The 25,035-nt window shown below is 65.9% G+C and carries 24 protein-coding genes; 7 read left to right on the top strand and 17 right to left on the bottom strand.

Translation table 11 applies throughout. The features are described from left to right. Positions 1–134 precede the first annotated feature (134 nt). The 5 genes from fusA to HPY67_08685 all read right to left on the bottom strand — a co-directional run bounded on the left by fusA (position 135) and on the right by HPY67_08685 (position 4,442). Positions 135–2,165 (bottom strand): elongation factor G, encoded by a 2,031-nt coding sequence (gene fusA / locus HPY67_08705; protein ID NPV04798.1) that lies wholly within the window; start codon positions 2,163–2,165, stop codon positions 135–137. Positions 2,166–2,228: 63 nt separating this feature from the next. Further along, entirely contained in the window at positions 2,229–2,846 is a 618-nt protein-coding gene (locus HPY67_08700) for a GerMN domain-containing protein (GenBank protein NPV04797.1), read from the bottom strand. Between the two features lie 34 nt (positions 2,847–2,880). Continuing rightward, entirely contained in the window at positions 2,881–3,639 is a 759-nt protein-coding gene (locus tag HPY67_08695; protein NPV04796.1) for a tetratricopeptide repeat protein, read from the bottom strand. Between the two features lie 16 nt (positions 3,640–3,655). Further along, positions 3,656–4,231, bottom strand: coding sequence for an HD domain-containing protein (locus HPY67_08690; GenBank protein NPV04795.1), 576 nt, complete (start codon positions 4,229–4,231; stop codon positions 3,656–3,658). A gap of 1 nt (position 4,232) precedes the next feature. Further along, positions 4,233–4,442, bottom strand: coding sequence for a hypothetical protein (locus tag HPY67_08685; protein NPV04794.1), 210 nt, complete (start codon positions 4,440–4,442; stop codon positions 4,233–4,235). 286 nt (positions 4,443–4,728) lie between these two features. Here HPY67_08685 and HPY67_08680 point away from each other — a divergent pair, with 286 nt between their 5' ends. From HPY67_08680 to HPY67_08665, 4 genes are all read left to right on the top strand, one after another. Continuing rightward, positions 4,729–5,430, top strand: a complete 702-nt coding sequence (locus HPY67_08680) for a TerC family protein (protein ID NPV04793.1) — start codon at positions 4,729–4,731, stop codon at positions 5,428–5,430. A 64-nt stretch (positions 5,431–5,494) separates the two neighbouring features. Beyond that, entirely contained in the window at positions 5,495–6,298 is an 804-nt protein-coding gene (locus tag HPY67_08675) for a cytidylate kinase-like family protein (GenBank protein ID NPV04792.1), read from the top strand. Between the two features lie 306 nt (positions 6,299–6,604). Next, entirely contained in the window at positions 6,605–7,960 is a 1,356-nt protein-coding gene (locus tag HPY67_08670; protein ID NPV04791.1) for a short-chain fatty acid transporter, read from the top strand. Between the two features lie 960 nt (positions 7,961–8,920). Further along, on the top strand, positions 8,921–10,105 hold the full coding sequence (locus HPY67_08665; GenBank protein NPV04790.1) for an isovaleryl-CoA dehydrogenase: 1,185 nt from the start codon (positions 8,921–8,923) through the stop codon (positions 10,103–10,105). Positions 10,106–10,180: 75 nt separating this feature from the next. Here HPY67_08665 and HPY67_08660 read toward each other — a convergent pair whose 3' ends face one another. Further along, positions 10,181–11,233 carry an IS256 family transposase gene (locus HPY67_08660; protein NPV04789.1) on the bottom strand — a complete coding sequence of 351 codons (1,053 nt, stop codon included), beginning with the start codon at positions 11,231–11,233 and terminating at the stop codon, positions 10,181–10,183. Beyond that, positions 11,230–11,370, bottom strand: coding sequence for a hypothetical protein (locus HPY67_08655; GenBank protein NPV04788.1), 141 nt, complete (start codon positions 11,368–11,370; stop codon positions 11,230–11,232). Before HPY67_08655 ends, HPY67_08660 begins: the two co-directional genes overlap by 4 nt. A 156-nt stretch (positions 11,371–11,526) precedes the next feature. Between HPY67_08655 and HPY67_08650 the strand changes: the two genes are divergently transcribed. After that, positions 11,527–13,173: a LysM peptidoglycan-binding domain-containing protein gene (locus HPY67_08650; protein ID NPV04787.1), complete on the top strand. Its 1,647-nt coding sequence runs from the start codon at positions 11,527–11,529 to the stop codon at positions 13,171–13,173. A gap of 116 nt (positions 13,174–13,289) precedes the next feature. Further along, positions 13,290–14,282: a tRNA 4-thiouridine(8) synthase ThiI gene (locus HPY67_08645; protein ID NPV04786.1), complete on the top strand. Its 993-nt coding sequence runs from the start codon at positions 13,290–13,292 to the stop codon at positions 14,280–14,282. Positions 14,283–14,391: 109 nt separating this feature from the next. On the opposite strand, the gene HPY67_08640 is transcribed toward HPY67_08645, so the two are convergent. The 10 genes from HPY67_08640 to HPY67_08595 form a co-directional block, all read right to left on the bottom strand. Further along, positions 14,392–15,909 (bottom strand): DUF4301 family protein, encoded by a 1,518-nt coding sequence (locus tag HPY67_08640; protein ID NPV04785.1) that lies wholly within the window; start codon positions 15,907–15,909, stop codon positions 14,392–14,394. Positions 15,910–15,925: 16 nt separating this feature from the next. Beyond that, complete coding sequence (locus HPY67_08635; protein ID NPV04784.1) at positions 15,926–17,077, bottom strand: metallophosphoesterase; 1,152 nt, start codon at positions 17,075–17,077, stop codon at positions 15,926–15,928. A gap of 85 nt (positions 17,078–17,162) precedes the next feature. After that, positions 17,163–18,167 carry a zinc dependent phospholipase C family protein gene (locus HPY67_08630; protein NPV04783.1) on the bottom strand — a complete coding sequence of 335 codons (1,005 nt, stop codon included), beginning with the start codon at positions 18,165–18,167 and terminating at the stop codon, positions 17,163–17,165. A gap of 32 nt (positions 18,168–18,199) precedes the next feature. Beyond that, positions 18,200–18,712, bottom strand: a complete 513-nt coding sequence (locus HPY67_08625) for a GNAT family N-acetyltransferase (GenBank protein NPV04782.1) — start codon at positions 18,710–18,712, stop codon at positions 18,200–18,202. 86 nt (positions 18,713–18,798) lie between these two features. Beyond that, positions 18,799–19,830 carry an alcohol dehydrogenase catalytic domain-containing protein gene (locus HPY67_08620; protein NPV04781.1) on the bottom strand — a complete coding sequence of 344 codons (1,032 nt, stop codon included), beginning with the start codon at positions 19,828–19,830 and terminating at the stop codon, positions 18,799–18,801. 66 nt (positions 19,831–19,896) lie between these two features. Next, a complete protein-coding gene (gene lsrF, locus HPY67_08615; protein ID NPV04780.1) occupies positions 19,897–20,706 on the bottom strand; it encodes a 3-hydroxy-5-phosphonooxypentane-2,4-dione thiolase in 810 nt (269 codons plus the stop codon). A 48-nt stretch (positions 20,707–20,754) separates the two neighbouring features. Further along, the gene (locus HPY67_08610; GenBank protein NPV04779.1) at positions 20,755–21,768 is read right to left on the bottom strand and encodes a hypothetical protein; all 1,014 of its coding nucleotides are present in this window, start codon (positions 21,766–21,768) and stop codon (positions 20,755–20,757) included. After that, the gene (locus HPY67_08605; GenBank protein ID NPV04778.1) at positions 21,746–22,411 is read right to left on the bottom strand and encodes a hypothetical protein; all 666 of its coding nucleotides are present in this window, start codon (positions 22,409–22,411) and stop codon (positions 21,746–21,748) included. The genes HPY67_08610 and HPY67_08605 overlap by 23 nt, the downstream gene beginning before the upstream one ends. After that, positions 22,408–23,352 carry a D-alanyl-D-alanine carboxypeptidase gene (locus HPY67_08600; GenBank protein ID NPV04777.1) on the bottom strand — a complete coding sequence of 315 codons (945 nt, stop codon included), beginning with the start codon at positions 23,350–23,352 and terminating at the stop codon, positions 22,408–22,410. The genes HPY67_08605 and HPY67_08600 overlap by 4 nt, the downstream gene beginning before the upstream one ends. A 180-nt stretch (positions 23,353–23,532) precedes the next feature. Beyond that, a complete protein-coding gene (locus tag HPY67_08595) occupies positions 23,533–24,429 on the bottom strand; it encodes an NAD(P)-dependent oxidoreductase (protein ID NPV04776.1) in 897 nt (298 codons plus the stop codon). 224 nt (positions 24,430–24,653) lie between these two features. On the opposite strand from HPY67_08595, the gene HPY67_08590 reads away from it, so the two are divergent. Further along, entirely contained in the window at positions 24,654–25,013 is a 360-nt protein-coding gene (locus tag HPY67_08590; GenBank protein NPV04775.1) for a DUF2845 domain-containing protein, read from the top strand. Positions 25,014–25,035 lie beyond the last annotated feature (22 nt).

The raw sequence follows: 25,035 nt of genomic DNA, 5'->3' as shown, positions 1-25,035 counted from the left end.
ACATGGGGGGGGGCAATCGTGCGGCGGGTGGCGCGAGAGGGGATTCGTTTTAGGTTTTAGGTTTTAGGTTTTACGTTTTACGTTTCTCGAAAAAAGCATGCGTTTCTTGAAGGGGCGGAAACCGTAAAACGCGATCAGGCCTTGTCGTAGCGCAGGAACTGCATGGTGAAGACCGCCCTGCCCTGGGTGGCCGAGCGCAGATCCGTCGAGTACCCGAAGAGCGACCGGAGGGGGACATTCGCCCGGATCTCCGTGACGGGCCCCTTGGGGTTCACGGATTCGACCTCGCCCTTTCGCGCGTTGAGATCGCCGATGACCTCGCCCATGAAATCCCTCGGCGTCAGGACGTCCACCCGCATGATCGGCTCCAGGAGAACGGGATCGGCCTTGGCACAGCCGTCCCGGAAGGCCGTCGCGGCGGCTATCCGGTAGCCCACCGCGGACGCCTCGCCTTCCCTGTAGGACCCTCCCGTGATGCGGGCCCGGACATCCAGCACGGGGTAGCCCGCCACGGGTCCGCTCATCGCCGCCTCCCCGAGGGACTCCTCGATGACGGGATGGTATTCCGGCGGGATGGTCTCGGCAGGCAGCTCGTTGCGGATCTCGGTCCCCGAGCCCCTCGGGAGCGGCTCGAGGACGAGCTTCACATGGCCGAAGTGCCTCTTCTCGCCGAGTTCCCGATCGAAGCGGCCTTCGACCTCGACGGCCTTCTGGATCGTCTCGCGGTACACCACCCGCGGCTTGCCGGTGTTGACGTGGACGTTGTACTCCCGCTGCAGGCGGTCCACGACGATCTCGAGGTGCAGCTCACCCATCCCCGAGATGATCGTCTGCGCAGTCTCCTCGTCGTACTTGACCTTGAGGGTCGGGTCTTCCTCGCTGATCTTCGCGAGCACCTCCGGCAGCTTCTCCTGGTCTGCCGGGGTCTTGGCCTCGATGGCCTGGCTGATGACGGGATCGTAGAACTCGATGGACTCCAGAATCAGGGGCTTCGACTCGCTGCAGAGGGTGTCGCCCGTCTGGGCCTCCTTGAGGCCCGCCACGGCGATGATGTCGCCGGCCCCGGCCACGTCGATGCGCTCGCGCTTGTTGGCGTGCATCTTCAGCAGCCGGGCCACCTTTTCCTTCCTGCCCTTCGTGGCGTTGAAGACCTCGTCGCCCGCCTTGAGAAGCCCCGAGTAGATGCGCACGAAGGTGATCTTCCGCCCCTCCATCATGGACACCTTGAAGGCGAGCGCCGTGAAGGGCTCCTTGTCGCTTGCCGTGCGCGTCTCCTCGGCCTTCGTCACGGGGTTGACGCCCCTGACGGGGGGGATGTCCTCCGGGGACGGCAGGTAGTCGACGACGGCATCCAGGACGGGCTGGATCCCCTTGTTGCGCAGCGCAGCCCCGCACAGGACGGGGACGATCTTCAGGGACACGGTGGCCCTGCGGATCGCGCGGACGAGCTCGGCCTCCGTGAGGGGCACCTCGCCCAGATACTTCTCGGCGACCTCGTCGTCGGCCTCGGCGAGCGTCTCGAGCAGCTCTTCCCGCCGGGTCTCGGCCTCGGCCCGGAAGTCCGCGGGGATCTCCGAGACGTCGAAGGCCGCCCCCAGGGTGTCTTCCTGCCACGTGATGAGCCGCATGCGGATGAGATCGACGATCCCGCGGAAATGCTCGGCCTCCCCATACGGGACCTGGACGGGCAGCGGCACCGAGAGAAACCGCTCCTTCATCATCGCCACGGCGTTGAAGAAGTCCGCCCCGATGCGGTCCATCTTGTTGATGAAGGCGATCTTCGGGACGCCGTACTTGTCGGCCTGGTGCCAGACGGTCTCGGACTGGGGCTCGACCCCCTCCACGGCGGAGAAGACGACGACGGCGCCGTCGAGGACCCGGAGGCTGCGCTCCACCTCGATCGTGAAGTCGACGTGCCCCGGCGTGTCGATGATGTGGATCTCGTGGTTCCTCCAGTCACAGGTCGTCACGGCGGAGGTGATCGTGATCCCCCGCTCCTGCTCCTGCGGCATCCAGTCCATGACGGCTTCCCCGTCGTGCACCTCGCCCATCTTGTAAGATTTGCCCGTGTAGAAGAGAATCCGCTCCGTGACGGTCGTCTTCCCCGCGTCGATGTGGGCGACGACGCCGATGTTGCGGATTCTCGAGAGCTTGACTCTTGCCATGGGTTCGTCAACGCCTGCCGGGCGCAGGCCGTCCTGTGCCGCGGGACCCGACCGGGGAGCGGATCAGCCCCCGGCCCGGGGCTGCTTCACAAGATCCTGGCTCGGGGTGATGGGTTCGCGAAGGTCGATGTGCCCCTTGATCGTCGTGACGTCCTTGCCGTTCACCTGGATGCGGATCCGCTTGACCTCCGGAAGGTTCAGGGCCAGGGTGTTGGCCAGCGAGTAGACGGTGGCCGCCTCGCTCGCCGTCCCGCCGGGGTGCTGCTCGATGAAGGGGCTGTCGAAGTTCAGGACGGCCGTCCCGTCGGCGACGCGCACGGCCAGCAGCCGGACGCCCGCCGGGATCGTCCGGATGCTCCCCATCTTGGGCCCCTCCACGAGGGCACGAATGATCTCCTCGGCCTGGGCGGCCGTGTCCTTTCCCTTCGGGATCAGGCGCCTCTCCTGGACGAGGAACCGCTCGTTGGCATCGGAGAAGAGGAGCACCGCTTCCTTCCGTTCCCGCCTGGCCGCCGCCTCCTGGGCGTCGGGCGGGAAGAGGGTGTCCGAGAGGGCCCAGAACAGGAAGGCCAGAAAGCCGCCGCCGATGAGGACGACGGCGACAATGAAAAAGAGCCTGACGGTCTTCTTCTTTTTCCGCGTCTTGAATTCTTCGGTCCGTCGCTGTCTCTTGCTTGCCATGATCACTCGATTCCGCCGGCCCGGCCGTGCCGTTCTACAGCCTGCCCAGGTTCTCCCTGGATTTCGTCCCCCACTCCGAGTCGGGGGCAAGCTGGATGACCTTCCGGAAGGACTCGGCGGCCTCCTTGCGCTTGCGGAGCTGCATCTGGGTCATGCCGAGCCAGTAGTGCGCCTCGGCGAGATTGGGCGCTCTCTCGATGGATCGCTGCAGGTGCCTCTCCGCCTCCAGGTAGGAGCCTTTTTCATACGCAAGGGTTCCCAGGTTGAGCTCCAGCGCAAACCGCAGGGAGGTGTTCGGCTCCTTCTGGATCGCCTCGCTGAAGCTGGCATGCGCGGCCCGGGGGTCTCCCTTGGCCCTGTAGGCCCGCCCCATGTTGTACAGCGGCACCGCGGGCGTCTCGTAGAGCGGGTTGGCCAAGGCGCGGCTGAAGGACCCGATGGCCTCGTCGTAAAGGCCCCGGGACAGCTGGATCGTCCCGAGATAGTTGTGCGCCTCCGAGTAATCGGGCTTCAGGGCGATCGCCTTCTGGAGCGCCTTGACGGCGTCATCGACAAAGCCCCGCCGCTCGTAGGCGATCCCCATGTTGTAGTGCACGGCGGGGTCGTTCGGCGTGAGCTTCTCGGCCTCCATCAGCTCCTTGAGGGCCGGGGCGTACTGGCCCGCCTGGATGTGCGCCGTCCCGATCCGGAGGTGTCCCTTCGCCTTTTCCTTGAGCTCCGCGTCGGAGGCGCAGCCGGCGAGCGACACGGCGAGGGCCGTCACTGCCGAGATCCACAAACGGGTCCTGTTCATCACCTGTCCCCCTGTCCTATTTCCGGTTTCCGTTGACCCACCAGTCGCTCTTGTCCCTGAACCACCACTGCGTCCAGTCCGTCCGGAGAATGCTGTCCGCGAGCCTGCGGCCCTCGTCGGTGCAGAGCCGGCGGACGGCATAGTCCAGCCACTCCCGGCTGTACTTGTTGCCGAGGTCGCCGTACTCCTTGAGCAGCAGGATCAGGCCGAGCTGGTCCGCGTCGTGCGCCAGCAGGGACTCCCGGGTCTTCTTCTCGTTGAACTCCCTCAGGACGGCCTTGATCTCGTCGCCGAAGGGCAGGTTCTCCGTGAGTTCCCGCACGGCCTTCTCCTCGTCGACGGTGACGTATTTCTTGTACATGTAGTTCATGTCGCCCGTCCGGGCCTCGGGCAGATCGTGGACGAGGCACATCCGGAGCACCTTCAGTTCGTCGACGGACGGGTCGAGCTTGCAGAGCGAATAGCCGACGAACAGGGTCCGCAGGATGTGCTCCGCGACGGACTCCTTGCCGGAGCCGAGAAACTGAAACCCCGTGCGCGGGGTTTTGTTGAGCATGCCCACCTCGAAGAGGAAATTCGCGATCTCCTTCATCTCATCCCTTCTTCAGCGTCTTGACGCGGTTCGCCATGTTGTCCGAGAGTCTCCGGATCTCGAGCTGCAGCGGGGCGATCCCCTCGGGTTTCATGGCATAGATCCGGTCCAGGCGCTCCTTCCAGTACTCGATCACCTCGATCTCGCGCTCACGGAGCTTCTGCTCGAACTTGCGCTGCAGTTCTCTCAGGAACTCGGCGTCTCTGGACATGGCGTCTCCCGCTTGCCCGGAGGCCGCGTGCGATGGGCGGCCGGGCGCAAAGATTGAGTATTATAACAACAACCCCCCATCTTGCAAGCGGGAATCTGGGGTTGCGGGGCCATCGGGCGGCCCTTCCGGAAAGGGCACAACGGCCCCGCAGCGGGAGCTTCGGATCGCCCTGGCAGAAGATCATTTTGATTGACAAACAGAGGGGTTTGTGCGACTTTCGCGACTTAGCGCAAGGCCCCGGATCGCGCCCCGAAGGGGGAGAGAGAAAAACAGGAGAGACCCCGCAGTGACGCCGGATATCCTGGGACACATCAGCTTCAGCTGGGAATTCTTCGCCGCCCTTCTGAGCATCATCCTCATCGACCTCATCCTGGCCGGAGACAACGCCGTCATCATCGCCATGGCGGTGCGGTCCCTGCCCCGCAAACAGCGGCAGGCAGGAATCCTGCTCGGCTCCGGGGCCGCGGTTCTCCTGCGGGTCGCGCTTACCTTCTTCGCGGCCCAGCTCCTGCAGACCCCGTACCTGAAATTCGCCGGGGGCCTTATCATCCTCTGGATCGGCGTGAAGCTCTTCATCGAGGGCAACCCGGGCGAGGAGGTTCACCGGGAGTCGAAGACGATCTGGCAGGCGCTCTGGGTCATCGTGGTCGCCGACATCACCATGTCCTTGGACAACGTGCTGGCCGTGGCCGGGGCGTCGAAGGGGAACCTGTTTCTGCTCCTCTTCGGCCTCGGCCTGAGCATCCCCTTCGTCGTCTTCACGAGCAGCCTGCTGTCGATGCTGATGGACAAGTACCCGTGGATCATCTACATCGGGGCGGCCGTGCTCGGCAAGGTCGGGGCCGAGATGATCATCACCGACCCCGTCATCGTCGAGCGCTTTCCGGCCCCGGTGTGGGCGCAGTATGCGTTGGAGGCCTTTTTCGCCGTCGGCGTGATCGCAGCCGGCAAGCTGTGGGTCCGCTGGAAAATCGCCGGGAAAACATGACCGCCCGCCCCCGCGGCGGGCCCGTACCCCACGAGTCGCAGGAAGACCGCCTGGGGATGAAGCCATGGCCATTCTCACCATATCCCGTGAATACCGGAGCGGAGGGCAGGAGATCGGGACCGCCGTCGCGGAGCGGATGGGTTACGACTACGTAGGGAAGGAACGAATCCTGGCCGACCTGCGGTCGCGGGGGGAGCACTGGATCTCCCTGCTCCGCGAGGTCGACGAGGACCGCCCCACGATCTGGGAGCGCTTCGACTGGGAGTACCAGGGCCTCATGGCTCTCGTGGACTGCTATATCTACGAGCGCGCCATGGAAGACCGTGTCGTGCTCGTCGGGCGGGGCGCCAACTTCCTTCTCGAGGGTCTCCCCCACGTGCTTCGGGTGCGCCTGACGGCGCCCGTCGAACAGCGCATCGAGCGGGTGATGCGCAAGGACGGGGTGGACCGCAAGACGGCGGCCCGGCTCATCGAGAAGATGGACAGCGACCGCGCGGCGTTCGTCCGGGCCAACTTCCACCGCGACTGGTACGACGTCACCGCCTTCGACATGGTCTTCAACACCGCCGTGCAGTCCTTCCAGGAAATCACCGATGTCCTCTGCGGGGCCCTTCAGGAGAAGGCGGGGAAGCTCACCCTGGAAGCGTGGGAGCAGCTGCGGGGCCGGATGCTCGCGGCCCGGATCAAGGCCCACATCGCCACGAGCCCCCGAATCCGGATCCCGACGCTCAAGGTTTTCTTCGACGGCAAGGCCATCATCCTCCAGGGCACCGTGCGCCGGATGGCCGACCTGGAGGCCGTCGGCGAGATCGTCACCGTGTCCGCCCAGGGCACCCCCGTGCGCAACGAGCTCCGATACAGGCTCTGAACCCCGCCCCGTCGTAACGGCACGTCCCCCCACCCGGGGACAACAAAAATGCTGGAAAAAACCCTTTAAATTGGATATAGAACCGCTGGGTGCGTTGAGGCACCCTGGGGGTTCAAATCACAGCGGGTCCGGGGATTCCCGGACATCCTCGTCGTTCTGCCTGAGGTGTACAAGGAGGGGTTGCATCCTCACCGGCAGCGCCTCCCGACGTATAGATTCCGTTATTGTCCGTCTTATTCGACCCACAAGCGAAGGGCCCCGCACGGCTGCGGGGCCAAACAGGAGTTGTGGAAAGGAGGTTTCATCATGATTAGGAGATTGGCTGGTTTTTTCACCTATCTCATGCGGCACTATCTCCCCGACGCGTACCTGTTCGCCATCCTGCTGACCCTTCTGACGGCCGTCCTGGCCCTCGTCTTCACCCCGTCGGACATCATGAAGGTCATCACGACGTGGGGTGACGGCATCTACGGCATCATCGCCTTCGCCATGCAGATGATCCTGATCCTCGTGACGGGGTACTGCCTGGCGCTCACGCCGCCTGTCAGCCGGGTCCTCAACGGGATCGCCGCCCTGGCGACGACCCCTGTCAAGGGCGCCATGATCACGGCCTTCGTGGCCAGCCTGGCGGGATGGATCAACTGGGGCTTCGGCCTCATCGTGGGCGGCTTCCTGGCCCTCGAGATCGCCAACAGGCAGAGAAAGTCGGACTTCCCTCTCCTCATCGCCGCGGCCTACAGCTCACTGGGCATCTGGCACATGGGCTTCTCGGGGTCGGTCCCCCTGCTGCTTGCGACGCCCAAGTCCAACCTGAACCTGATCGAGAAGATCACCGGCCAGGTCGTGCCGATCTCCGATACGATCCTGGCCCCGTGGAACATAATCCCCGTCCTGATCATGCTGTTCACCATCCCGTTCCTCTTCTATTTCATGCATCCGAAAGAAGAGGATTCCGTCGGCCTGACGGCGGAACGGGCGAAGGAGCTGCTGGGCGAGACCGTCGAGGTCGAGAGGCCCGCAAACCCGACACTGGCCGAGCGGATCGACCACAGCTACATCATCAACTTCGTCTTCGCGGCCCTCGGCGTCGTTTACCTGGTCAACCACTTCATCAAGAAGGGCTTCGACCTCAACCTCAACATCGTCATCTTCCTCTTCTTCATCCTCGGGGTGATCCTGCACCGCAAGCCCATCAACTACGTCCGGGCCATGAACATTGCCATCAGGTCCGCCGGCGGCATCGCCCTGCAGTTCCCCCTCTACGGCGGGATCATGGGGGTGATGATCGGCACGGGGCTGGCCAAGGTCATCGCCGGGTGGTTCGTGGCCATCTCCACGAAGGAGACCTTCTACATGTTCCAGTTCTGGTCCGCCGGCGTGATCAACATGTTCGTCCCCTCCGGCGGCGGTCAGTGGGCCGTCCAGGGGCCGATCACCGTCGAGGCGGCCAAGATGATGAACATCGACATGGTGAAGTCCGCCATGATGGTGGCCTGGGGCGACCAGTGGACGAACATGATCCAACCCTTCTGGGCCCTGCCGCTGCTGGGTCTGGCGGGACTCTCGGCCAAGGACATCATGGGCTACACGACGATGATCCTCCTGTGGTGGGGCGCCATCCTCACGGTGTTTGCCCTGCTCCTCGGTTTCGGGGTGATGTAAGAAAAGCGCTTCAAGCTTGGCCGAACCCATCAGAAAAGCCGGCTCCTTGCGGGGCCGGCTTTTTACTGTCACGCCGGCGGCCTGCAACGACAGGTCGCGACATGCCGCCACGCATCACGAAAAGACGTGCTGCAGAGCCGGCGCCGGGACCCGTTGTCGAAAATTTCGTCTGAGGATGGGATTCGGGGCAGGTCCTTTTGAAAGGGCATCGGTGGATGGAAAGGAGGGACCAAAACCATCCACCGATCAGCCTCTTTCAAAGCAAGCGCCAGGAAACTTGGGGGTCTGTCAGGGTCTTGGGTATTTCCTGATGCGCTGTGCTGACAAGTTAGCAATAACGATGCCAATAGAAGAAACGGTGACGATGCATACCCCGTGAAGGAGTCATTGATGAAGGCTTCAATGATATCGTTGTGTTAGCCGATGTTCGGCCGCGACGGTCCGGAATCCGGCGCAGCAGCAACGAAGCGGAGAGGGGATGAATCGTGCGATATTCGCACTAGATATGTTCGTTCCCATGCAATTGCCCTAGGGAAGGCATTTACTCTCCGTGCGATATTAGAACTATATGTTCGCATATCGCACACCCGGTCCGGTTGGCGCAACGCAGGGGCCGTTCTCTCTCATCGGATGTACCCGGACCTGCCCGCTTCCCCGCGGCAAACGCCGCACCCGCCGAAGTGACGCGGTTGTCCCCGCCGGGAGGTGTTTTTACCTTGACAGACGGTCCGCAATTCGGTATATGTCACGCGTTTTATCGGGATGCCCGATAGCCGGTTGCAGGGCGCTCGCGCATCCCTGCCCCACCGTTCTTTCGCCACGCCTGAGAACAGACAGAGAGAGAGGATCACCCCGGGCGAGTTGCACCATGAGGCTCACGCTATTGCGCCGGCACAGGAAAGATCCGTAATTCGCGCTCAGGGGCCAAATTTTAAGAAAGGGAGGTAGTTGGTTATGGCGTTGAATTTCAATTTCACCGAAGAACAAAAGATGCTCGAGGACAGCGTGTACAAGTGGGCTGTGAGCTGGCTCGAGCCCCAGATGGAGCACGCGTACGAGGCGGACGTGATGCCCGAGGGCCTCTTCAGGGAGACCGGCAATCTCGGCATCAACGGCATCGTGTTCGAGGAGAAGTACGGCGGAGCCGGCATGGGGTATGTGGAGACCCTGCTGGCCTATGAGACCATCGCCCGCGTCAGCAACGCCCTCTCGATGACGGTCGGCGCCAGCCAGACGCTGTGCTTCGACAACTTCCGCCGCAATGCGACGGAAAAGCAGAAGATGGAAATCCTGCCCAAGTCCTGCACGGGCGAGTACATCGGCTGCCTCGGCATCACCGAGCCCAACGCCGGCTCCGACGCCATGAGCATGAAGACCCGCGCCATCAAGAAGGGCGACAAGTGGGTCATCAACGGCAGCAAGATCTTCATCACCAACGGCCCCGTCGCCGACTTCATGGTGTTCTACGCCAAGACGGACCCCGACAAGGGCCCCCACGGCATCTCCACCTTCTTCTGCTTCCCCAAGAAGACCAAGGGCTGGTCCTGCGAGAAGATCAAGAAGTGGGGCATGAGGACGTCGCCCACGGGTCTCGTGACCTTCGAGGACATGGAGCTCCCGGAAGAGAACCTCATCGGCGGCCTCAACAAGGGCGTGGCCGTCCTGACCTCCGGCCTCTGCACCGAGCGCATCACCCTGTCGGGCTGCGCCCTCGGGTCGATGCGCAGCTGCCTCGAGCTCTCCCTGAAGTACGCCCAGGAGCGCGTCCAGTTCGGCAAGCCCATCGCCTCCTTCCAGTCCATCCAGGAGAAGCTCGCGAACATGTACTGCGGCTACAAGGCCTCCCGCTGGATGGCGTACAGCGCCGCCGCCTACTGCGACTCGCTCGAGAACAAGTCCGGCGGCAAGGGAACGGACCTCGACCGCATGGCCGCGGCCTCCCTGCTGTTCTGCGGCGAGATGGGCACCAAGATCGGTCTCGACGCGATCCAGATCCACGGCGGCTACGGCTACTGCACCGAGTACGGCGTGACCCGCCACTTCCTGGATCAGAAGCTGTGGGAAATCGGCGCCGGCACCTCCGAAATCCGGCGCATGATCATCGCCCGCGAGCTCATGAGGGACAACTTCAAGAGCGGTCTGTAATCCTCAGCGTCCCTGCAACCCGCGAGAGCCGTGGCCCGAAAGAGCCACGGCTCTTTTTCGCCGTGCCGGGTAACGTCAAGTGTTATGTGTCATGACGAGGAAAGGGGTCATGGTTTTTTCTTTCAGGTTCTCATGGGTAAAGATGGCATAGAGGATTCTCTCCATGCTGGTTCGATCGGAGAAGACGCCCATGGGGCGGGTTCTCCTGCGGACCTCGCGGAATCTGCGTTCGATGAGGTTGGTGGTCCGGATCGTGGGCCAGAGCTTGGGATGGGGCAGCCGGAAGAACGCCAGGAGTTCTTCCTCGTGGCTCATGAGGCTCTTGACGGCCTTGGGATAGAGCGGGCGCCAGATGCGGCAGAAGCGCTGCAGGACGGCTTGGGCCTCGCGCAGAGAGGCGGCATGGCTGATGGCGTGCAGGTCCTTCTTCATGGCGGCCTGGTCGCTCTTGCGGGCGTAGTTGAGGACGTTGCGGGTTTTATGCACCCAGCAGCGCTGCAGGGGCACCTGCGGATAGACAAAGGGCAGGGCGGCCAGCAGGCCCCGGCCCCCGTCGGTGATGATCATCTCGAGCCCCTCGCCCGTGAGTCCCCGTCGATACAGATCCGTGAGGAAGACCTCCCAGGCGCTCTGTGACTCGGCGTGGGCGATCCGGAAGTCGATGATCTCCTTGCGGCCCTGGGCCGTCACCCCCAGGACCACCAGGACGACGCGCGTGGAGGCCCCGGCTCCGGTTCTGCGCTTGAGCACCACCCCGTCGAACAGCAGGAACCGGTAGGCTCGGCGCAGCGGCCGTCTGTGGAAGGCGCTCACGGCCGCATCGAGCCTCCGGGCCACCCGGCTCACCGTCGTGGCGCTGACGGGCTCGCCCAGAACCGGCATCAGGGCGTGGGCGATCTTGCGGGTGGAGATCCCGAGGACAAAGCACGCCAGGATCATCCGCTCCACGCAGCCGATGCGGCGGGCGTAGGCCCGGACCACCCCGATCATGCTGGTCTTGCGGCTCCGGGGCACCCGCAGCTCGATATCCCCCAGCTCGGTGAGCAGGTGACGGCAGTAGCTGCCGTTGCGCCGGTCCGCCAGCGAGCGGCCCACCTCGTCGAGATAGCGGTCCAGCCGGTCGTTCACTGGTCTTCCAAGATCCCGACCAGGGCCTGACGGGCCGCAGAGCGGTAATCCGCATCCCACTCCGGCGACAGGTTCATCTCCTTGATTATCCGGTGCGCTTGTGACAAACTCTTGATCGGCAAACCAACTGTCCTCATGGGGTACCTCCTTATGGGATGTCGCAATCTTGGGGGTACCCCTTTCCTGTCTCTGACACAAGATATGATACGCTACCCCGTGCCGCCGGCGTTTGACATTCCGGGGGGCGGCGGGTAAGATACCGCCCGACGCCGTTGCCGTCGGAGGTTTCGTGCATGAGCCCGCGGATGTTGCGCCTGACTCTCGTCTCCACCGCCCTGGCGGCATTCGGCCTCCTTTCGATCCCCTCCACTGTGCTTTCCCAGGAGGACACGGCCCACCTCGTCCTGCGGAAAAAGGCGGCGGCCAAGGACGGCCCGTCCGTCTACGTCGTGCAGAAGGGCGACAGCCTCTCGAGGATCATCCGGCGGAAGCTCGGCAGGCAGGCCGCGGGGTCCGCCTCGGTCCGCAGGCAGGTCATGAAGCTCAACCCCCAGATCCGCAACCCCGACCGGATCTATCCCGGCCAGAGGATCGCCCTGCCCCGCCTCGGCGATGCGCCGGGCGGGCCCACCCATGTCGTCAACAAGGGGGATACCCTCTCGCAGATTCTTCATGACCGGCTCGGGATCGCGGCAGGCGAGATGGCGGCGTGGATCAGGCTGGTCATGCAGCTCAACCCCGGGCTCTCCGACCCGGACCGGATCTACCCCGGGCAGGCCCTGCTGCTGCCCCGCAAGGACCGGGCGCCGGACGTGCCCGCCGTGCAGCCGGCGGCGCCGCAGGCCGAGGGAGCGGCCGTGCAGACCGCTGCGGCGGCCTTCCAGCCGACCGACCGCGAGCTGGCCGTCATCGCGGCGGTCGTGCGTCGCACCGGCGGAGACCTCCTGCGCAGCGGCAAATACTTCGTCCCGCTGACCGAGACGGAGCACCTGGTCGTCGACTGCGCGGACATCCCCATGGCGGAGCTCGGCGACGGGAGCCGGATCTTCCTGGATTTCGGCCGCCGGATCCCCGACGAGGCGGCCGCACTCCTGCGCGCCCGATGGGGAAACTTCACGGTGCTGCACGAACCGGGGACCGACGGGCTCTTCTCCGTGCTGGAAGGCATCTTCGGCGCATCCGCGCAGTACGCATTCCGCCGTCCCGCAGAGCCCCTGATGCTGGGGACGACGGCAGGCATCGGGCTTCGCCCGGACCGGGTCCTCGTGCGCCGGCCGGCCGACGGCGGGGAACAGGTCCTTGCCGTCATCTTCCGGGCGTCGGCTCAGACCCCGACGATCCCGGAGCCCGTCGCACGGTATGCCGAGGGCAAGGGAATCTCCCTGCTCGAGATCGACGGGGGGAGCGGCTCCCTGCGCGAGCGGCAGGCGGCCCCGGCCCCCGCCGGGCCCACCGTCCTGCAGGGCGGGGGCAACCGGGCGTTCGTCGGTTCGCTGCTCGAGGCCCTGGGGTACACGTACAAGACAGACCAGCCGATCCCCCTCCCGGAAGCCGCGCAGCAGAGGGACCCCCCTGTGCTGCGCGCGGATTACGTCGTGCGCATCGGCACCCGCACGGCCGTCATCCAATTCGGGGAGACGGCGACACCCGCTCAGGTCAAGCTCTGCGAGGGGGGAATGGATCTCATCCAGGTCGCGGGAAGCGACGAGAGGAAGACCGTCGTCGAGAAGGTGCTCCGGGGACTCGAGGTCCCGTATGCCGCGGAAATCGAGGAATTCCGGCCGCCGGGGGAGGGAGAGCCGCCCCGGTGGCTGCTCACGCTGAGCGCCTTCAGGGTCACCACGGCGGGCGGCACGCTCTACCTCGTTGCCGACGACGCGGACCGAGGGATCTGCGCGTACATCGGCGAGCGCTGGGCACGCAGGATCGCCCTGTACTGAACGATCCCATGGATCATAAGGCAAGACGGCGGGACGGCCGGATCCGGCTTTCGGAAGCCTCGCATCCCGCCTGCCGCCCATGTCACCACGGAAGGATTTGATTTCTCTTGTCTGGAATGGAAACGAAAAAACCCGTAAAGGCCATCGCCCTGTTTTCGGGCGGCCTCGACAGCATCGTGGCGGTCAAGCTGATCCAGGAACAGGGGATCGAGGTGCTGGGGATCACCTTCCGCACCCCGTTTTTCGGCGCCGGGAAAGCGCGCGCGGCAGCCGACGGGATCGGCCTGCCGCTCATGGTGCTCGACATCACCGACGAGCATCTGGCCGTGGTGCGGTCGCCGCGATACGGTTACGGGAAGAACATGAACCCCTGCATCGACTGTCACACCCTGATGCTGCGAATCGCCGGCCGGAAGATGGAGGAGATGGGGTACGATTTCCTCTTCACGGGCGAGGTGCTGGGCCAGCGCCCCATGTCGCAGAGCCGCCAGATGCTACACGTCGTGGCGAAAAACTCGGGCTACGCCGACCGGGTCCTGCGCCCCCTGTCGGCCCGCCTGCTCCCCGAGACCCTGCCGGAACGCGAGGGCCTGGTGGACCGGGAGCGGCTCCTCGACATTTCGGGCCGCGGCCGCAAGCGGCAGATGGAGATGGCCGAGCGGTACGGCATCACGTCGTATTCAAACCCGGCAGGCGGCTGTCTCCTGACGGACCCCATGTTCTCGAGGCGGCTCAGGGATCTCTTCGCCCACGGGGCCGATTTTTCGACGAGGGACCTCGAACTCCTGAGCGCGGGGCGTCACATCCGGATCGACGAGCGCCACAAGGTGATCGTCGGGCGGAACAAACATGACAACCGGGCCATCGAGTCCATGATCGACGACCGGGACGCGGTCTTCCAGATGCGGGATTTCCCGGGGCCGCTCTGCGTCCTGCCCGGCGACGGACCGGAGGAGATCCGCCGCATGGCGGCCTCCATCTGCGCCGCCTACGGCGATGCCCCGAAAGACGCGGGCGAGGTGATCGTGAGATGCCGGCGCGGCGGCGAGACGAGCTTTCTCCGGGTCATCCCGGCGGACAAGGGGGAATTACAGCACAGGATGATCTGAGCCGTTTTCTCCGATTGATCGAGGGCGAAAGACCTGACATGTCGCGTGCCAGGTAAGAAACTTCATTTCTTCACCCTGCAACCTGATACCTGCCACCTGTCACCTTTATTCACGGCCGGTGCGCCGGGCGCAGCAGGTCGTCGACGGTCTTCACGGGATTGAAGGTCTCGATCGGGACCTCGACGAAAACGGTGTGCCAGCGGGCCATGGACCCGTTCCACAGGCCGGGCAGCTCGAGGGCCTTGATGTCGCGGCCCTCGTGCGACTTCACCGAGATGAACACCTGGTCGGCGGCAACGAACCGTTCGAGATCGAACGGGCGGCCCCGGTAATCGCGCACCCCGCAGGCAAGGTCGACGGGGTTGAAGTGAGTGGACGAGGCCCAGATCTCGGCCTGCCCCGCCTGCCTCTTGTCCACCTGGACCTCCTCGACGATCTGCAGGGAGCAGCCGCCGTCGGGTTCCCTCACCCAGAAGGGCCCTCCCCCCGGTTCGCCCTCGTTTTTCACCATCCCGCAGACGCGCAGGGGCCTGTCGAGGGCCCGCATCAGGATCTCCCTGCGTTCTTTCACCGGCCTTCCCCCGAAATCGGGCGGCAGCAGGCACGCGAGGCGCCCCGAGGCGAACCGGGCGGCCTCGTCCAGCACGGCCTCGCCCGCGGAGGGGTCAGCGAGCGCCCGGAGGCGGCTGAACAGCTGCCCCTGCAGGTCAACGAGGAAGCCCCCGAGGATCTTCTTGTAGAGCACCGTCGTGTCCTTGAGGCGGTCGGGCACGACGTTGTCGATGTTCTTGACGAACACGATGTCCCCCTCGATCGCCTGGAGGTTGTAGAGCAGCGCACCGTGCCCCCCGGGCCGGAACAGGAGCCTGCCGTCGCGGGCCCGGAACGGCCGGTTGTCGAGATCGACGGCGATGGTGTCCGTCGATTCGCTCTGGACGGAGAACCCGATCTCGTAGCGCACGCCGAAGCGCCGCTCGTAGTCGCCGCGGACGCGCTCGACGAGCGCACGGACCGGGGCGAGGTGTTCCGAGGAGACCGTCACGTGCAGGCGGCAGAGACCGCTGCGGTCCCTCACGTACAGGGCCGCCTCCACGAGATGCTCCTCCAGGGCGGTCCGCGCTCCGTCTCCATACCTGTGGAATTTCAGCAATGCCTTGGGCTTGCAGGCGTAATGGAGACCTCTTTCGCCGAGGATGCAATCGAGGATCTCGCACTCCCCGCCTTCGGCGGTGGGCCTTGCCGGATCGCAGCCGGCTTTTGACAGCGCCTCGCACAGGTCCTCGTAAAAGGCATAGCTCGGCAGGCTCTCGATGAAGGCATCGCGCGCGGCGCGGCTCCCGAACCCGCCCGCGTTGAGGGCTGCGTGCCAGTCCCTGAACATCCTCGTGGCGGCTCCCGATGCGGGGACGAACTTGAGGCATCGCCCGGCCCCCGCCGCCTCGTCGTGCAGGGCGACGAGGCGGGGTTTCTCGTCATCGGCGACCCGCACGATCCCGTCACCGACCGTGGCCGGCCGGTCGAGGGTCAATGCCGTCGCCCCCCGCCGGAACCGTTCGATCTGCGAGACGATCTTCTCTTCCGTCATTCCCCTGGCACGGATGTATTCGATGTCGGACGCGCTGAACATGAACCGGTCACCTCCGTCAGTGCGTGGCATGCCTGCTGTTGACGATCTCGATCACGGTCACCTCCGGCGGGGCGAGAAGCCGGATCGGGGGGCCCCAGGTTCCCGAACCGCGGCTCACGTAGAGGTGCGAGTGGCCGAGGTCGTGCAGCCCGCTCGACCGCGGGAAATAGAGATCGACGATGTGGTTGAAGGGGAAGATCTGCCCCCGGTGCGTGTGACCGGAGAGCTGCAAGTCGAAGAGCCCGAGGGACTCCTCCTCGACGACGGGCCGATGCTTCAACAGCAGGACGAAACGGTCCCGGGACAGGCCGGCGAGCAGCTCGCGCTCCCCGTCGGCACGGCCCCTCAGGGAAAACCCGCGGCCCGCCGGATCGTCGACGCCGGCGAGGGTGAGGATGCCGCCCACATCACGGGCTTCCCCCCTCATCACGTCGAAGCCGGCATCCCGGGTGAAGGCAAGGGCCTGCTCGAGCCCGACGTAGAACTCGTGGTTCCCCGTCACGGCGTATTTGCCCAGGGCAGGCCGGATGTCCCGGAGTTGCTCGAGAAGCCCCGGGAGACGGGCCGGCGGCCCGTCGACGAGGTCGCCCGTGGAGACCAGCAGATCGGGATTCTCCTGCCTCACGACGTCGAGCATGCGCGCAAGCCTCTCCCCGCGGACGATCGGACCGAGGTGCACATCGGAGATCTGGCAGATCCGAAGGCGCTCCACGTGCGCCGGCAGCCGGTCCGTCTCGATCACGACACGCTCCGTCCGGATATCGAGCGCCTCGTGCACCCCCCAGGCGCTCGCCGCGACCGACAGGGCGAGCGGGACGAGGAAAGCGGCCTTCGCCCCCGGGATGACGGCGGTAAGATCCCGGCGCGAGGCAAGCCCCGCCAGAAACACCAGCCCGCGGTACAGATCGACCGCCAACAGCGCCACGACCAGGATGAACAGGAACCCCAGCCAGAGGTACCCGCCCCAGGCAACGGCCCTGGCGGTCTCCTCGGCACCCTGCCTCTCGAAGATGCGGCCCGCGAAGGGGGCCGCAACCATGCACAGCATAACCAGTGCGACGCAGACCGCCGCGCCGGGCCCGAAGGGGAAGGCGGCCCGGCCCCGGAGAAAGACATAGCCGTGCATCAGACCGAGGACCAGGAAAAAGCTGGCCAGAAAGAGCGTCATCGATTCTTGTCGCGCACGTTGAACAGGGAATCAGCGGCGCATCGCCTCCGCCGCGCTGTTATTGACAACATAGTCACGGCTGCCGTCAATGGCAAATGCCTTCCCGTGACTCCCGCTCGGCAAAAAACGGCCGCTCGGCGTAGCGGCACATCGGACCGTCCGGATCGAACCCCAGACCGGGGTCGACGGCGGGCAGCAGCAGCCGCGCCGTCCTTCTCGCCGCCGGGTCCAGCAGGGGCTCCAGCCCCCGGCAGAATGCGATGCTCTGCTCCACGGCCTCCCGGAACAGGGCGTCGATGCTGCGGGCCTCCTCGCGGCCCGTGCAGGGGTGCCGGTATTGCAGGACCCCCCGGATTCGCTGTTCGAACTGCGACAGCCGGGGCGCATACACGAGGGCCAGGATTTCCCTGGCGGATGCGGGAGCGGCCGGAAAGAGCGAAAACGAGAGGCGGCCCAGGAAGGGGTTCCGAAAGAGGCCCTGCATGAAGGCAAAGAGCCGAAAGGCCGAGGCGAGGCCCCCGGCAAAACCCTCCGCCCTCCCCGGTTCCAGCCACGCCGTCCCGGCGTGCGCGAAGACCGCCCGGGGCGGCACCTCCGCCGCGCCGAGGAAGGAGGCCAGGGAAAAGTCCCTCACCCGTTCGTAACCGCCGGCCAGGGAGATGTCGATGAGCGCCTCGAGCCGGCGGTGGTCCTGCCGGGCGATGGAACCCTCCCGGGAAGAGAGATGATGGTAGGGGCCCGTGAGGTAAAAGATCATGGGGTGAAAGAGCGCATCGGCGAACAGGTGCGTCACGAGCCCGACGAGAAAGGCCAGAAGAGGGCTACGCTCACCGGATGGTCTTTCCAGGGTGTAGCTCAACAGGGCACCGATCAGTCCGCAGGCGTCGGCGACGGTGCCGTGGAGCTTGCGCGGCAGATCCCCGAACCGGCGGTCCCGATCCCTGCCGAGATAGTAATACGGCGCGTCGTGGACAACGGCCCCGATCTTCAGGATGTTCCCGTACCGGTCGAGGGGCTCCCGGAACGCCGTTCCCTCGAGCCCGGAAGACACTGCCGATGCTATCAGCCAGTGGGTGATCTCTTTAGGCATTTGTCCCGCCGCCCATCAACGCAACGCGCGACTCAGATCCAGACGTTGTAGGGCGTGCAGTCGCCCCGGAGGTTGCGCATCCAGCGAGTCGCGGGCCCGCCCCGAAAGCGGCAGGGTCCCGCAGGGGTGAAGCCGGCTTTCTCGAATACCCGGGCGGCCCTGGCATCGCCCGTGACCACGGTGGCGCTGAGATGCAGGAACGGCTCCTCGCGCAGGACCCGGACCCCGGCCTGCAGCACCTCGTGCGCGAGGCCCCGGCCCCTGTCGCGCGGATCAAGCGACACGGCCGTCTCCCCGTCGGCGTCCGTCACGGTGCGTCCCACGGGAACCCAGCGCGTCCCGGCAAATCTCTCCACGACCAGGGCCCTGCTGCCCCCCGCCGCAAGGGTTTCGGCCACCCAGCGCCTGCGATCCGGGTCCTCGAACAGGACGGCGAAGCCCGGTATCTCTCCCGGGGCCGCCCTGCGCACGCGAAGGTGACCCGCAAAACCGCCGGTCAGCCTTTCTCCGCGGCCCGGGCCGCTCCCCTGCATTGTGCGGTTCATCGCTGCCCCCTGTGCGGATCAATCTAACCGGGGCGGCAAAGGAATGTCAATCGGCAAACACGGGCAGGAGGCCGAATGGAAGAAGGTCAGGGGTTGAGAGGGTGCGGGTAGAGGATGACCTTCAGGGCCTCGCCGGCTTCGGCGACGAGCCGGAAGCCGAGGCCCGCCTCGTCGAGGCCCAGGCGGTGGGTGATCATCCGATCCACGGGCACGCGGCCCGAGCGGATCATCTCGATCGCTACGACCGCATCCTGCGGGGCATTGCCGTAGGAGGGAAGGATGCGGATCTCGTTGCGCCAGAAATCGTTGACCGGCACGGGGAGGTCGACGCCGGGGTCGGTCGGCGCGAAACAGAGGATGGTGCCGCCCCGGTCGACGGCAAGCAGGGCCTGCCGGTAGGCCGAGAGGGCGCCCGTGCAGACGATGACGAGATCGGCGGGCCGGCCGTGCAGGGCCCTGAACCGTGAAGGGACGTCCTCCGAGGCGGGCAACGCCGCATCGGCCCCGAGTTCGACCGCCGCCCGCAGGCGGTGCGGGCTGATGTCGGTCGTGACGATCCTCCCGGCGCCGAGGGCCCTGGCCAGCATGAGGTGCAGCAGCCCCGAGATGCCGCTGCCGAGGATGAGCACGCTCTGGCCCGGCTGCAGGCCCGCAAGCCTCTGGCCCCGGATCACGCAGGCCAGCGGCTCGATGAACACACCCTGATCGAAGCTGACCCCGTCGGGCAGCAGGAACACGCCCCGGTCGACGTTGAGCGCCGGCACCCGCAGGTACTCACTGAACCCGCCGGGGTCGTAGTTGGTCGTGTGGAGGGTCTCGCAGGCCGTGTGGCTTCCCTTCAGGCAGTAATGACAGGTGTTGCACGGGATGTGATGGGAAACGAAGACCCGGTCCCCCGCGCCGTAGCGCTCGACGCCGGGCCCCCTCTCGACGATCAGCCCAGCAATCTCGTGCCCGAGGACGATGGGGGCCTTCTTGATCCGGTACCACTCCATGACGTCGCTGCCGCAGATGCCGCTCGCCATGACCTTGACGAGCAGCTCCCCCGGGCCGACCCGGGGAACGGGCCGCTCCTCGATCCGGACGTCACGGTTGCTGTAATAGACGGCCACTTTCATCGTCCCAGCCCCCCAAGCGGTTCTGCCTCTGCCCTCCTGACAGGCCGAGGGTGTTTCGCCTTTCGCCTACTTCTTCTTCCTTCCCTTCGCCATGTCCGTCTTCACCGCCTGGAAGAGATCATGGGCCTGCTTCACCGACGCCCCGTCGTGGATGATCGCGGCGAGGGCCCGGATCATCGGGACGGGGTGGGGACTCTGCCAGATGTTGCGTCCCAGGTTGACGCCGACGGCGCCCCTCTTCATCCCGTCGTGGACGAACGCCATCACCTCCAGCTCGGTGTCGCACTTGGGGCCCCCGGCCATGACGACGGGCACGGGGCAGCCCTCCGTCACCCTGTCGAAGTTCTTGCACCAGTAGGTCTTGACGACGCGGGCCCCCAGCTCGGCGGCGATCCGGCAGCACAGCGCCAGGTACCGGGCCTCCCGCTGCTCCAGCTCCTTGCCGACGGCCGTGACGGCCATGACGGGGATCCCGAAGGTCTCGCAGTCGTTGACCAGGTCGGCCAGGTTCATCAGGGACTCCCGCTCGTAGTCGCTGCCCACGAAGATCGACACCCCGACGGCGGTCGCGTTGAGCCGCAGGATCTCCTCGATGGAGGTCGTGAGCGCCTCGTTGGCCAGGTCCTTCCCGATGACGCTCGTGCCGCCCGACACCCGGAGGATGACGGGCTTGCTGCCCACGGGGTCGACGCAGTGCCTCAGGACGCCCCTCGTGACAAAGAGCGCATCGCACCACGGCAGCAGCGGCGCAATGGTCTCGCCCGGCTTTTCAAGACATGTCGTGGGCCCCTGGAAATACCCGTGGTCGATCGGGAGAAACAGGCATCTCCCGTCCCGGAAAAGCCGGGACATCCTGTTCTGCATACCCCAGTCCATGAGCGTGCCCTCCGTTCTCTTCTTGTTCCTGTTGCCCTTCCCGCCTTCTCACCCGCTTCCCTTGGCATCGCCCGTTTCGTCGAGCTGCCCGGCCAGGCCCGCAAACACAGCCTGCCCGTCCTCCCAGCCGAAGGGGATGAACCGGATGCCCAGTGCCGCAAGCCCCGCCGCGAGGGCCTCACCGGGCTCCCCCGGCGCGACGAGCCATTGGCGGGGCTTCCGCGGCAGGGATGCGCCCCGCAGCACGAGCCTCCCGACGGCCCGCTCGAGGAGCGGCGCGCCGGTTGCGGCCGCCACCTCGATCAGGGCCGCGACGCCGCCGGAGGCATCGCGCACGAGCAGCTCTCCCGAGGGGTCCTGCCCGACCCGCGCGCCCAGCGTTCTCAACTGCCACGCGAGGTCGGACACGCACAGGTCGCGGTCGCACTCCGCCGCGTGATCGCGCCCGCCCGGCACGTCGCGGCCCCCGATGCGCTCCTCGCGAAACCGGTCGTCCTCGAAGAAGATCCTGGACTGCGGATCGTCCTCGGCCTCCCGGCCCTTGACGGCCTCCACCTTGCGGACAAAGAGGGACAGCTGGCGGACGAACCGGGGCGAGTGCAGGTCGCCGATCACGACGACGGCGCTTCGCGCGTCGCCGTCCTCGACCTCGCTCCAGACCCCGCGGTAATGCGACTCGAACAGGGACTTCCCGACGCCGCGCCGGCCGCCGATCCTTCCGCGGTGGACGAGGAACACGCGGCCCCCGTCATCGCGGGCAAAGGCCCCGCCGATCTTCCGGTCCAGGCCACGCATGGGGATGTTGATCTCGATCGTGCTGGAAACGGCGCCGCCGTCGGGCGGCCGGCCGACCCCGAAGGCATGCAGGTAGCGCTCGCCTGCGACGACACCGGTGTGGAACCACAGCCCGGGCCCCTCGGCCCAGAAAACCCGGGCGCGGAGGCTCTCCCCGGGGTGACCGATCCGTACACCGATCCGGCCCGTCACATGGGGCCGCAGGGCCCGCAGCAATTGACGCCGGCAGCGGCGGATGACCGATTCATCGTCCAGGACCCTGAGCACCGGGCAGCCCCCTGATCGCGCCCGAGGCCGATCGCGGCTCCGCGACCTCGAGGCCCATGTCGGCTATGATCTGGCCGTAGGTGTCACGCCATCGCCGGAATTGTCCCTCCAGGTCGCCCATGGCCTTCATCATGGGGACAGCCTCCGGCTTCTCCCCCCTGACGTCGCGTTCGAATGCACCCATCCGCTCGGAGAGCTGGATCTGGATCGACATGATGTCCCGCAGCGCCTGCTCCCACCAGGACCTCTGCCCGTTGTTGAGCCCGAGGGCGAACTGCTCGTGCTTTTCCGACAGGAGCGCAACCCCCCGCTGCAGATCCTCGAACTGGCCGGCGACCTCCTTCCAGTTGACCGCGCCGTCGCCCATCATCTTCCGGATGTCCCTGGAATGCTGGATGAGCAACGCCGAGAGCCTGAAACAACCCGCCAGCTGCTCCTGCTGCCGCTCGTCGCCCTGGAGCCAGGCGCTGCGTTGACGCCGCTCCTCCTGCTGCGGCTGCTGCTCCGGCTGGCCTTTCGAGCCGTACCCCTGGGGACCGATGGGCTTGGCCGACCGGTCCCGGATGCCCATTTGGGCCTCGGCGGTCGCCAGGAATCCCCACAAAAGAAATGCCAGAGCCACGAACCCTGCTGCCCGTTTCATGAATCCCCGAATCCTCCGGTGGTTTTTTCAGCCGGCGCCTCAATCGCCGGCGCCCCGGCCACGCGCCGGACGGCGGGATGGGGCTGTATCTTCCTGAATGCATCCTCGAGCAGCATCCGCGCCTCGCGGAACCGGGCCCCCGAGCTGCGCGACCCCAGCACGACGACCACAACGCGCGTGCCGTCGCGCCTCGCCGTGAGGACCAGGTGATAGCCCGCCCCTGCGACGTGGCCCGTTTTCAGCCCGTCCACGCAGGGGGTCTTCTCGAGGAGGTGGTTCGTGTTGACGCCCGTTTTCCTGCCGTACTGAAAGGACGGGATGGAGTGCAGCTGCAGGGACTGCGGGAAGCGGCTGATGTACGCGCAGGACAGCCTCAGGATGTCCCGGGCCGTCGTCACCTGGCCGTCCTCCCGGAGGCCGCTGGGGTTTTCGAAGTGGCTCGCGGACATGCCCAGCTCGAGGGCCTTCACGTTCATCCGCCGGACAAACTCGCCCACGTCCCCCGCGACGTACTCGGCCGCCGCGACCGAGGCGTCGTTGGCCGACAGGACGGCCATCCCCTTCATCAGGTCGCCGAGGGCGATCTGCGTCCCGGGGCGGATCCGCATGCGCGACCCGTTCACCTGGGAGACGCCGGAGCCGATGGCCACGATGTCCGAGGTCCGGACCCTTCCCTCCTCGAGGGCCTCGTAGATCAGGTACAGGCTGAGAATCTTCGTCAGCGATGCCGGCGCGATCGGCGTGTCGGGGTTTTTCGCGTAGAGGATTTCGCCCGTCGTCATGTTCATGACCAGGACGGACTGTGCGGTGATTGCCGTCTTGGCCTTGGGCTTCGGTTTCGGTTTCGCCTTGCGGGCGGCGGCGGACAGGTCAACGGGCTGGAGAAGGTGGATCGCCAGGAGGGCCGCCAGCAGAAGAAGACATCGCTTGAGGTGCACCATTCGTTCGAGCGCTTCTCCCCGATCGGTTTTCGATTGGCCGTGCATGCCCCGGGACCGAAGCCCGACGCCGGATTCACGGGAACGATAATGGAAAAGGAAAGGCCCCGTCAAGCAATTTATCCTCCCCGTCCGGGAAGACCCGGATCGCGTGCTCTCGACGCGCGGGGGCAAGCGGGGTGATCAGGTCGCCGGCTCCTTTTTCGCCTTCGCGCTGTTGAGCTGCCTCAGGGCCAGCATCAGGGCCTGCGTGCCCGATTTGGCGTGACCCTGCGCCTTCACGGCCACGTAGAGCTGGTGCACCAGGGCAAGCCCGGGCATGGCGAGACCCATCTCCGCCGCCTCGCGGAGGGCGATGCCCATGTCCTTGATGAAATGCTCGACGGTGAACCCCGGCCGGTAGTCCCCCTGGAGGATGCGCGGCCCCAGCGTGTTGATGCTCCAGGATGCGGCGGCCCCCTTGCCGATGATGTCGATCACCGCCTGACCGTCGAGGCCCGCCCGTTCGGCGTAGAGCAGGGATTCGCAGACCCCGATGATCGTTCCCGCGATGAGGATCTGGTTGCACATCTTCGTGTGCTGGCCGGTGCCCGGTCCGCCCATCCAGGCGATGTTCTTCCCCATGTGCTGAAACAGCGGAAGGACCTCCTCGTAGATCTTCCGGTCCCCGCCGACCATGATCGCGAGGGTGGCGTTGCGGGCGCCCACGTCGCCTCCCGAAACAGGGGCATCGAGGCTGAAGACCCCCTTCTTTGCGGCTGCCTTGAAGATCCGCCTGGCCAGGGCCGGCTCGCTGGTCGTCATGTCCACGACGATGCGGCAGGGCCGCTCCACGGAGAGGATCCCCTGCGGCCCGAGGTAGGTCTCCTCCACATCGGCGGGGGTTCCGACCATGGTGAAGACGACCTCGGACTCGGCCGCCACGGCGGCCGGTGTGTCGCACCAGCGGCCTCCCCGGTCGATGAGCGGCTTCGCCCTGTCCCGGGTCCGGTTGAACAGAAACAGCTCGTGCCCCGCGAACTGGAGATGACCCGCCATCGAGGCCCCCATGATCCCTGTGCCGATCCATCCGATCTTCATTTGCGTCTCCCGTGCAGTGCATTTCCCGGCGGGCAAAGGCCGCACCGCGGCGCCGGGCGCGGCCCGCCGCCGTCTCTCTTAACTTCTCGGAAGATTTGTGGTTTTACTTTAAGAAATGCTGGGGTACCCTGTCAAGTTCGTCCTTCCCATGCCCCCCGTTTTATAGTAAGGATTGTGCGTCCGAGCCGCGCGGGCTCCAGTCATCCACGGTAAGGAGGGGATCCATGCTTCGTCTGATTGCCTTTGCTGCCCTGTGCGCCGTCACGTCTCTTGCCCTGCCCGTCGCGGCCGTCACGCCTGCCTGCGGCGAAGACACCGTCTTCCGCTGCGGCGGCGAGACGGTGTCCATCGGGGACTCCCGGTACACCGTGCAGAAAATCTGCGGCAAGCCCTCGAGAAGCGAGCCGGTCGCGAAAAGCGGCAAGGACAAGAGGCGGAAGCCCCCGAAGGGGACGACGTCCGGTGCCGCCGGGGGAAAGGGTCAGAAATGGTATTATGACCGGGGCTACGGCGATTACGTCTACGTGCTGACCTTCTCGGGCGATACGCTGAAGAAGATCGAAAAATCGGGCCGGGGACGGTGATCGAAAGGCGGAAGCTGAGAAG

It is taken from the genome of Syntrophaceae bacterium (assembly GCA_013177795.1).
Taxonomy (GTDB): domain Bacteria; phylum Desulfobacterota; class Syntrophia; order Syntrophales; family UBA2192; genus UBA2192.
This window is presented reverse-complemented; position numbering and strand designations above follow the sequence as displayed.

Coding starts and splice junctions, on each gene's coding strand:
- HPY67_08645 (NPV04786.1), top strand. CDS start 13,290: ATGGAAACGAAAAAACCCGTAAAGGCCATCGCCCTGTTTTCGGGCGGC.
- HPY67_08605 (NPV04778.1), bottom strand. CDS start 22,411: ATGAAACGGGCAGCAGGGTTCGTGGCTCTGGCATTTCTTTTGTGGGGA.
- HPY67_08695 (NPV04796.1), bottom strand. CDS start 3,639: ATGAACAGGACCCGTTTGTGGATCTCGGCAGTGACGGCCCTCGCCGTG.
- HPY67_08595 (NPV04776.1), bottom strand. CDS start 24,429: ATGAAGATCGGATGGATCGGCACAGGGATCATGGGGGCCTCGATGGCG.
- HPY67_08690 (NPV04795.1), bottom strand. CDS start 4,231: ATGAAGGAGATCGCGAATTTCCTCTTCGAGGTGGGCATGCTCAACAAA.
- HPY67_08635 (NPV04784.1), bottom strand. CDS start 17,077: ATGACGCTCTTTCTGGCCAGCTTTTTCCTGGTCCTCGGTCTGATGCAC.
- HPY67_08620 (NPV04781.1), bottom strand. CDS start 19,830: ATGAAAGTGGCCGTCTATTACAGCAACCGTGACGTCCGGATCGAGGAG.
- HPY67_08700 (NPV04797.1), bottom strand. CDS start 2,846: ATGGCAAGCAAGAGACAGCGACGGACCGAAGAATTCAAGACGCGGAAA.
- HPY67_08640 (NPV04785.1), bottom strand. CDS start 15,909: ATGTTCAGCGCGTCCGACATCGAATACATCCGTGCCAGGGGAATGACG.
- HPY67_08630 (NPV04783.1), bottom strand. CDS start 18,167: ATGCCTAAAGAGATCACCCACTGGCTGATAGCATCGGCAGTGTCTTCC.
- HPY67_08600 (NPV04777.1), bottom strand. CDS start 23,352: ATGGTGCACCTCAAGCGATGTCTTCTTCTGCTGGCGGCCCTCCTGGCG.
- HPY67_08685 (NPV04794.1), bottom strand. CDS start 4,442: ATGTCCAGAGACGCCGAGTTCCTGAGAGAACTGCAGCGCAAGTTCGAG.
- HPY67_08590 (NPV04775.1), top strand. CDS start 24,654: ATGCTTCGTCTGATTGCCTTTGCTGCCCTGTGCGCCGTCACGTCTCTT.
- HPY67_08655 (NPV04788.1), bottom strand. CDS start 11,370: ATGAGGACAGTTGGTTTGCCGATCAAGAGTTTGTCACAAGCGCACCGG.
- lsrF (NPV04780.1), bottom strand. CDS start 20,706: ATGGACTGGGGTATGCAGAACAGGATGTCCCGGCTTTTCCGGGACGGG.
- HPY67_08650 (NPV04787.1), top strand. CDS start 11,527: ATGAGCCCGCGGATGTTGCGCCTGACTCTCGTCTCCACCGCCCTGGCG.
- HPY67_08675 (NPV04792.1), top strand. CDS start 5,495: ATGGCCATTCTCACCATATCCCGTGAATACCGGAGCGGAGGGCAGGAG.
- HPY67_08670 (NPV04791.1), top strand. CDS start 6,605: ATGATTAGGAGATTGGCTGGTTTTTTCACCTATCTCATGCGGCACTAT.
- HPY67_08625 (NPV04782.1), bottom strand. CDS start 18,712: ATGAACCGCACAATGCAGGGGAGCGGCCCGGGCCGCGGAGAAAGGCTG.
- fusA (NPV04798.1), bottom strand. CDS start 2,165: ATGGCAAGAGTCAAGCTCTCGAGAATCCGCAACATCGGCGTCGTCGCC.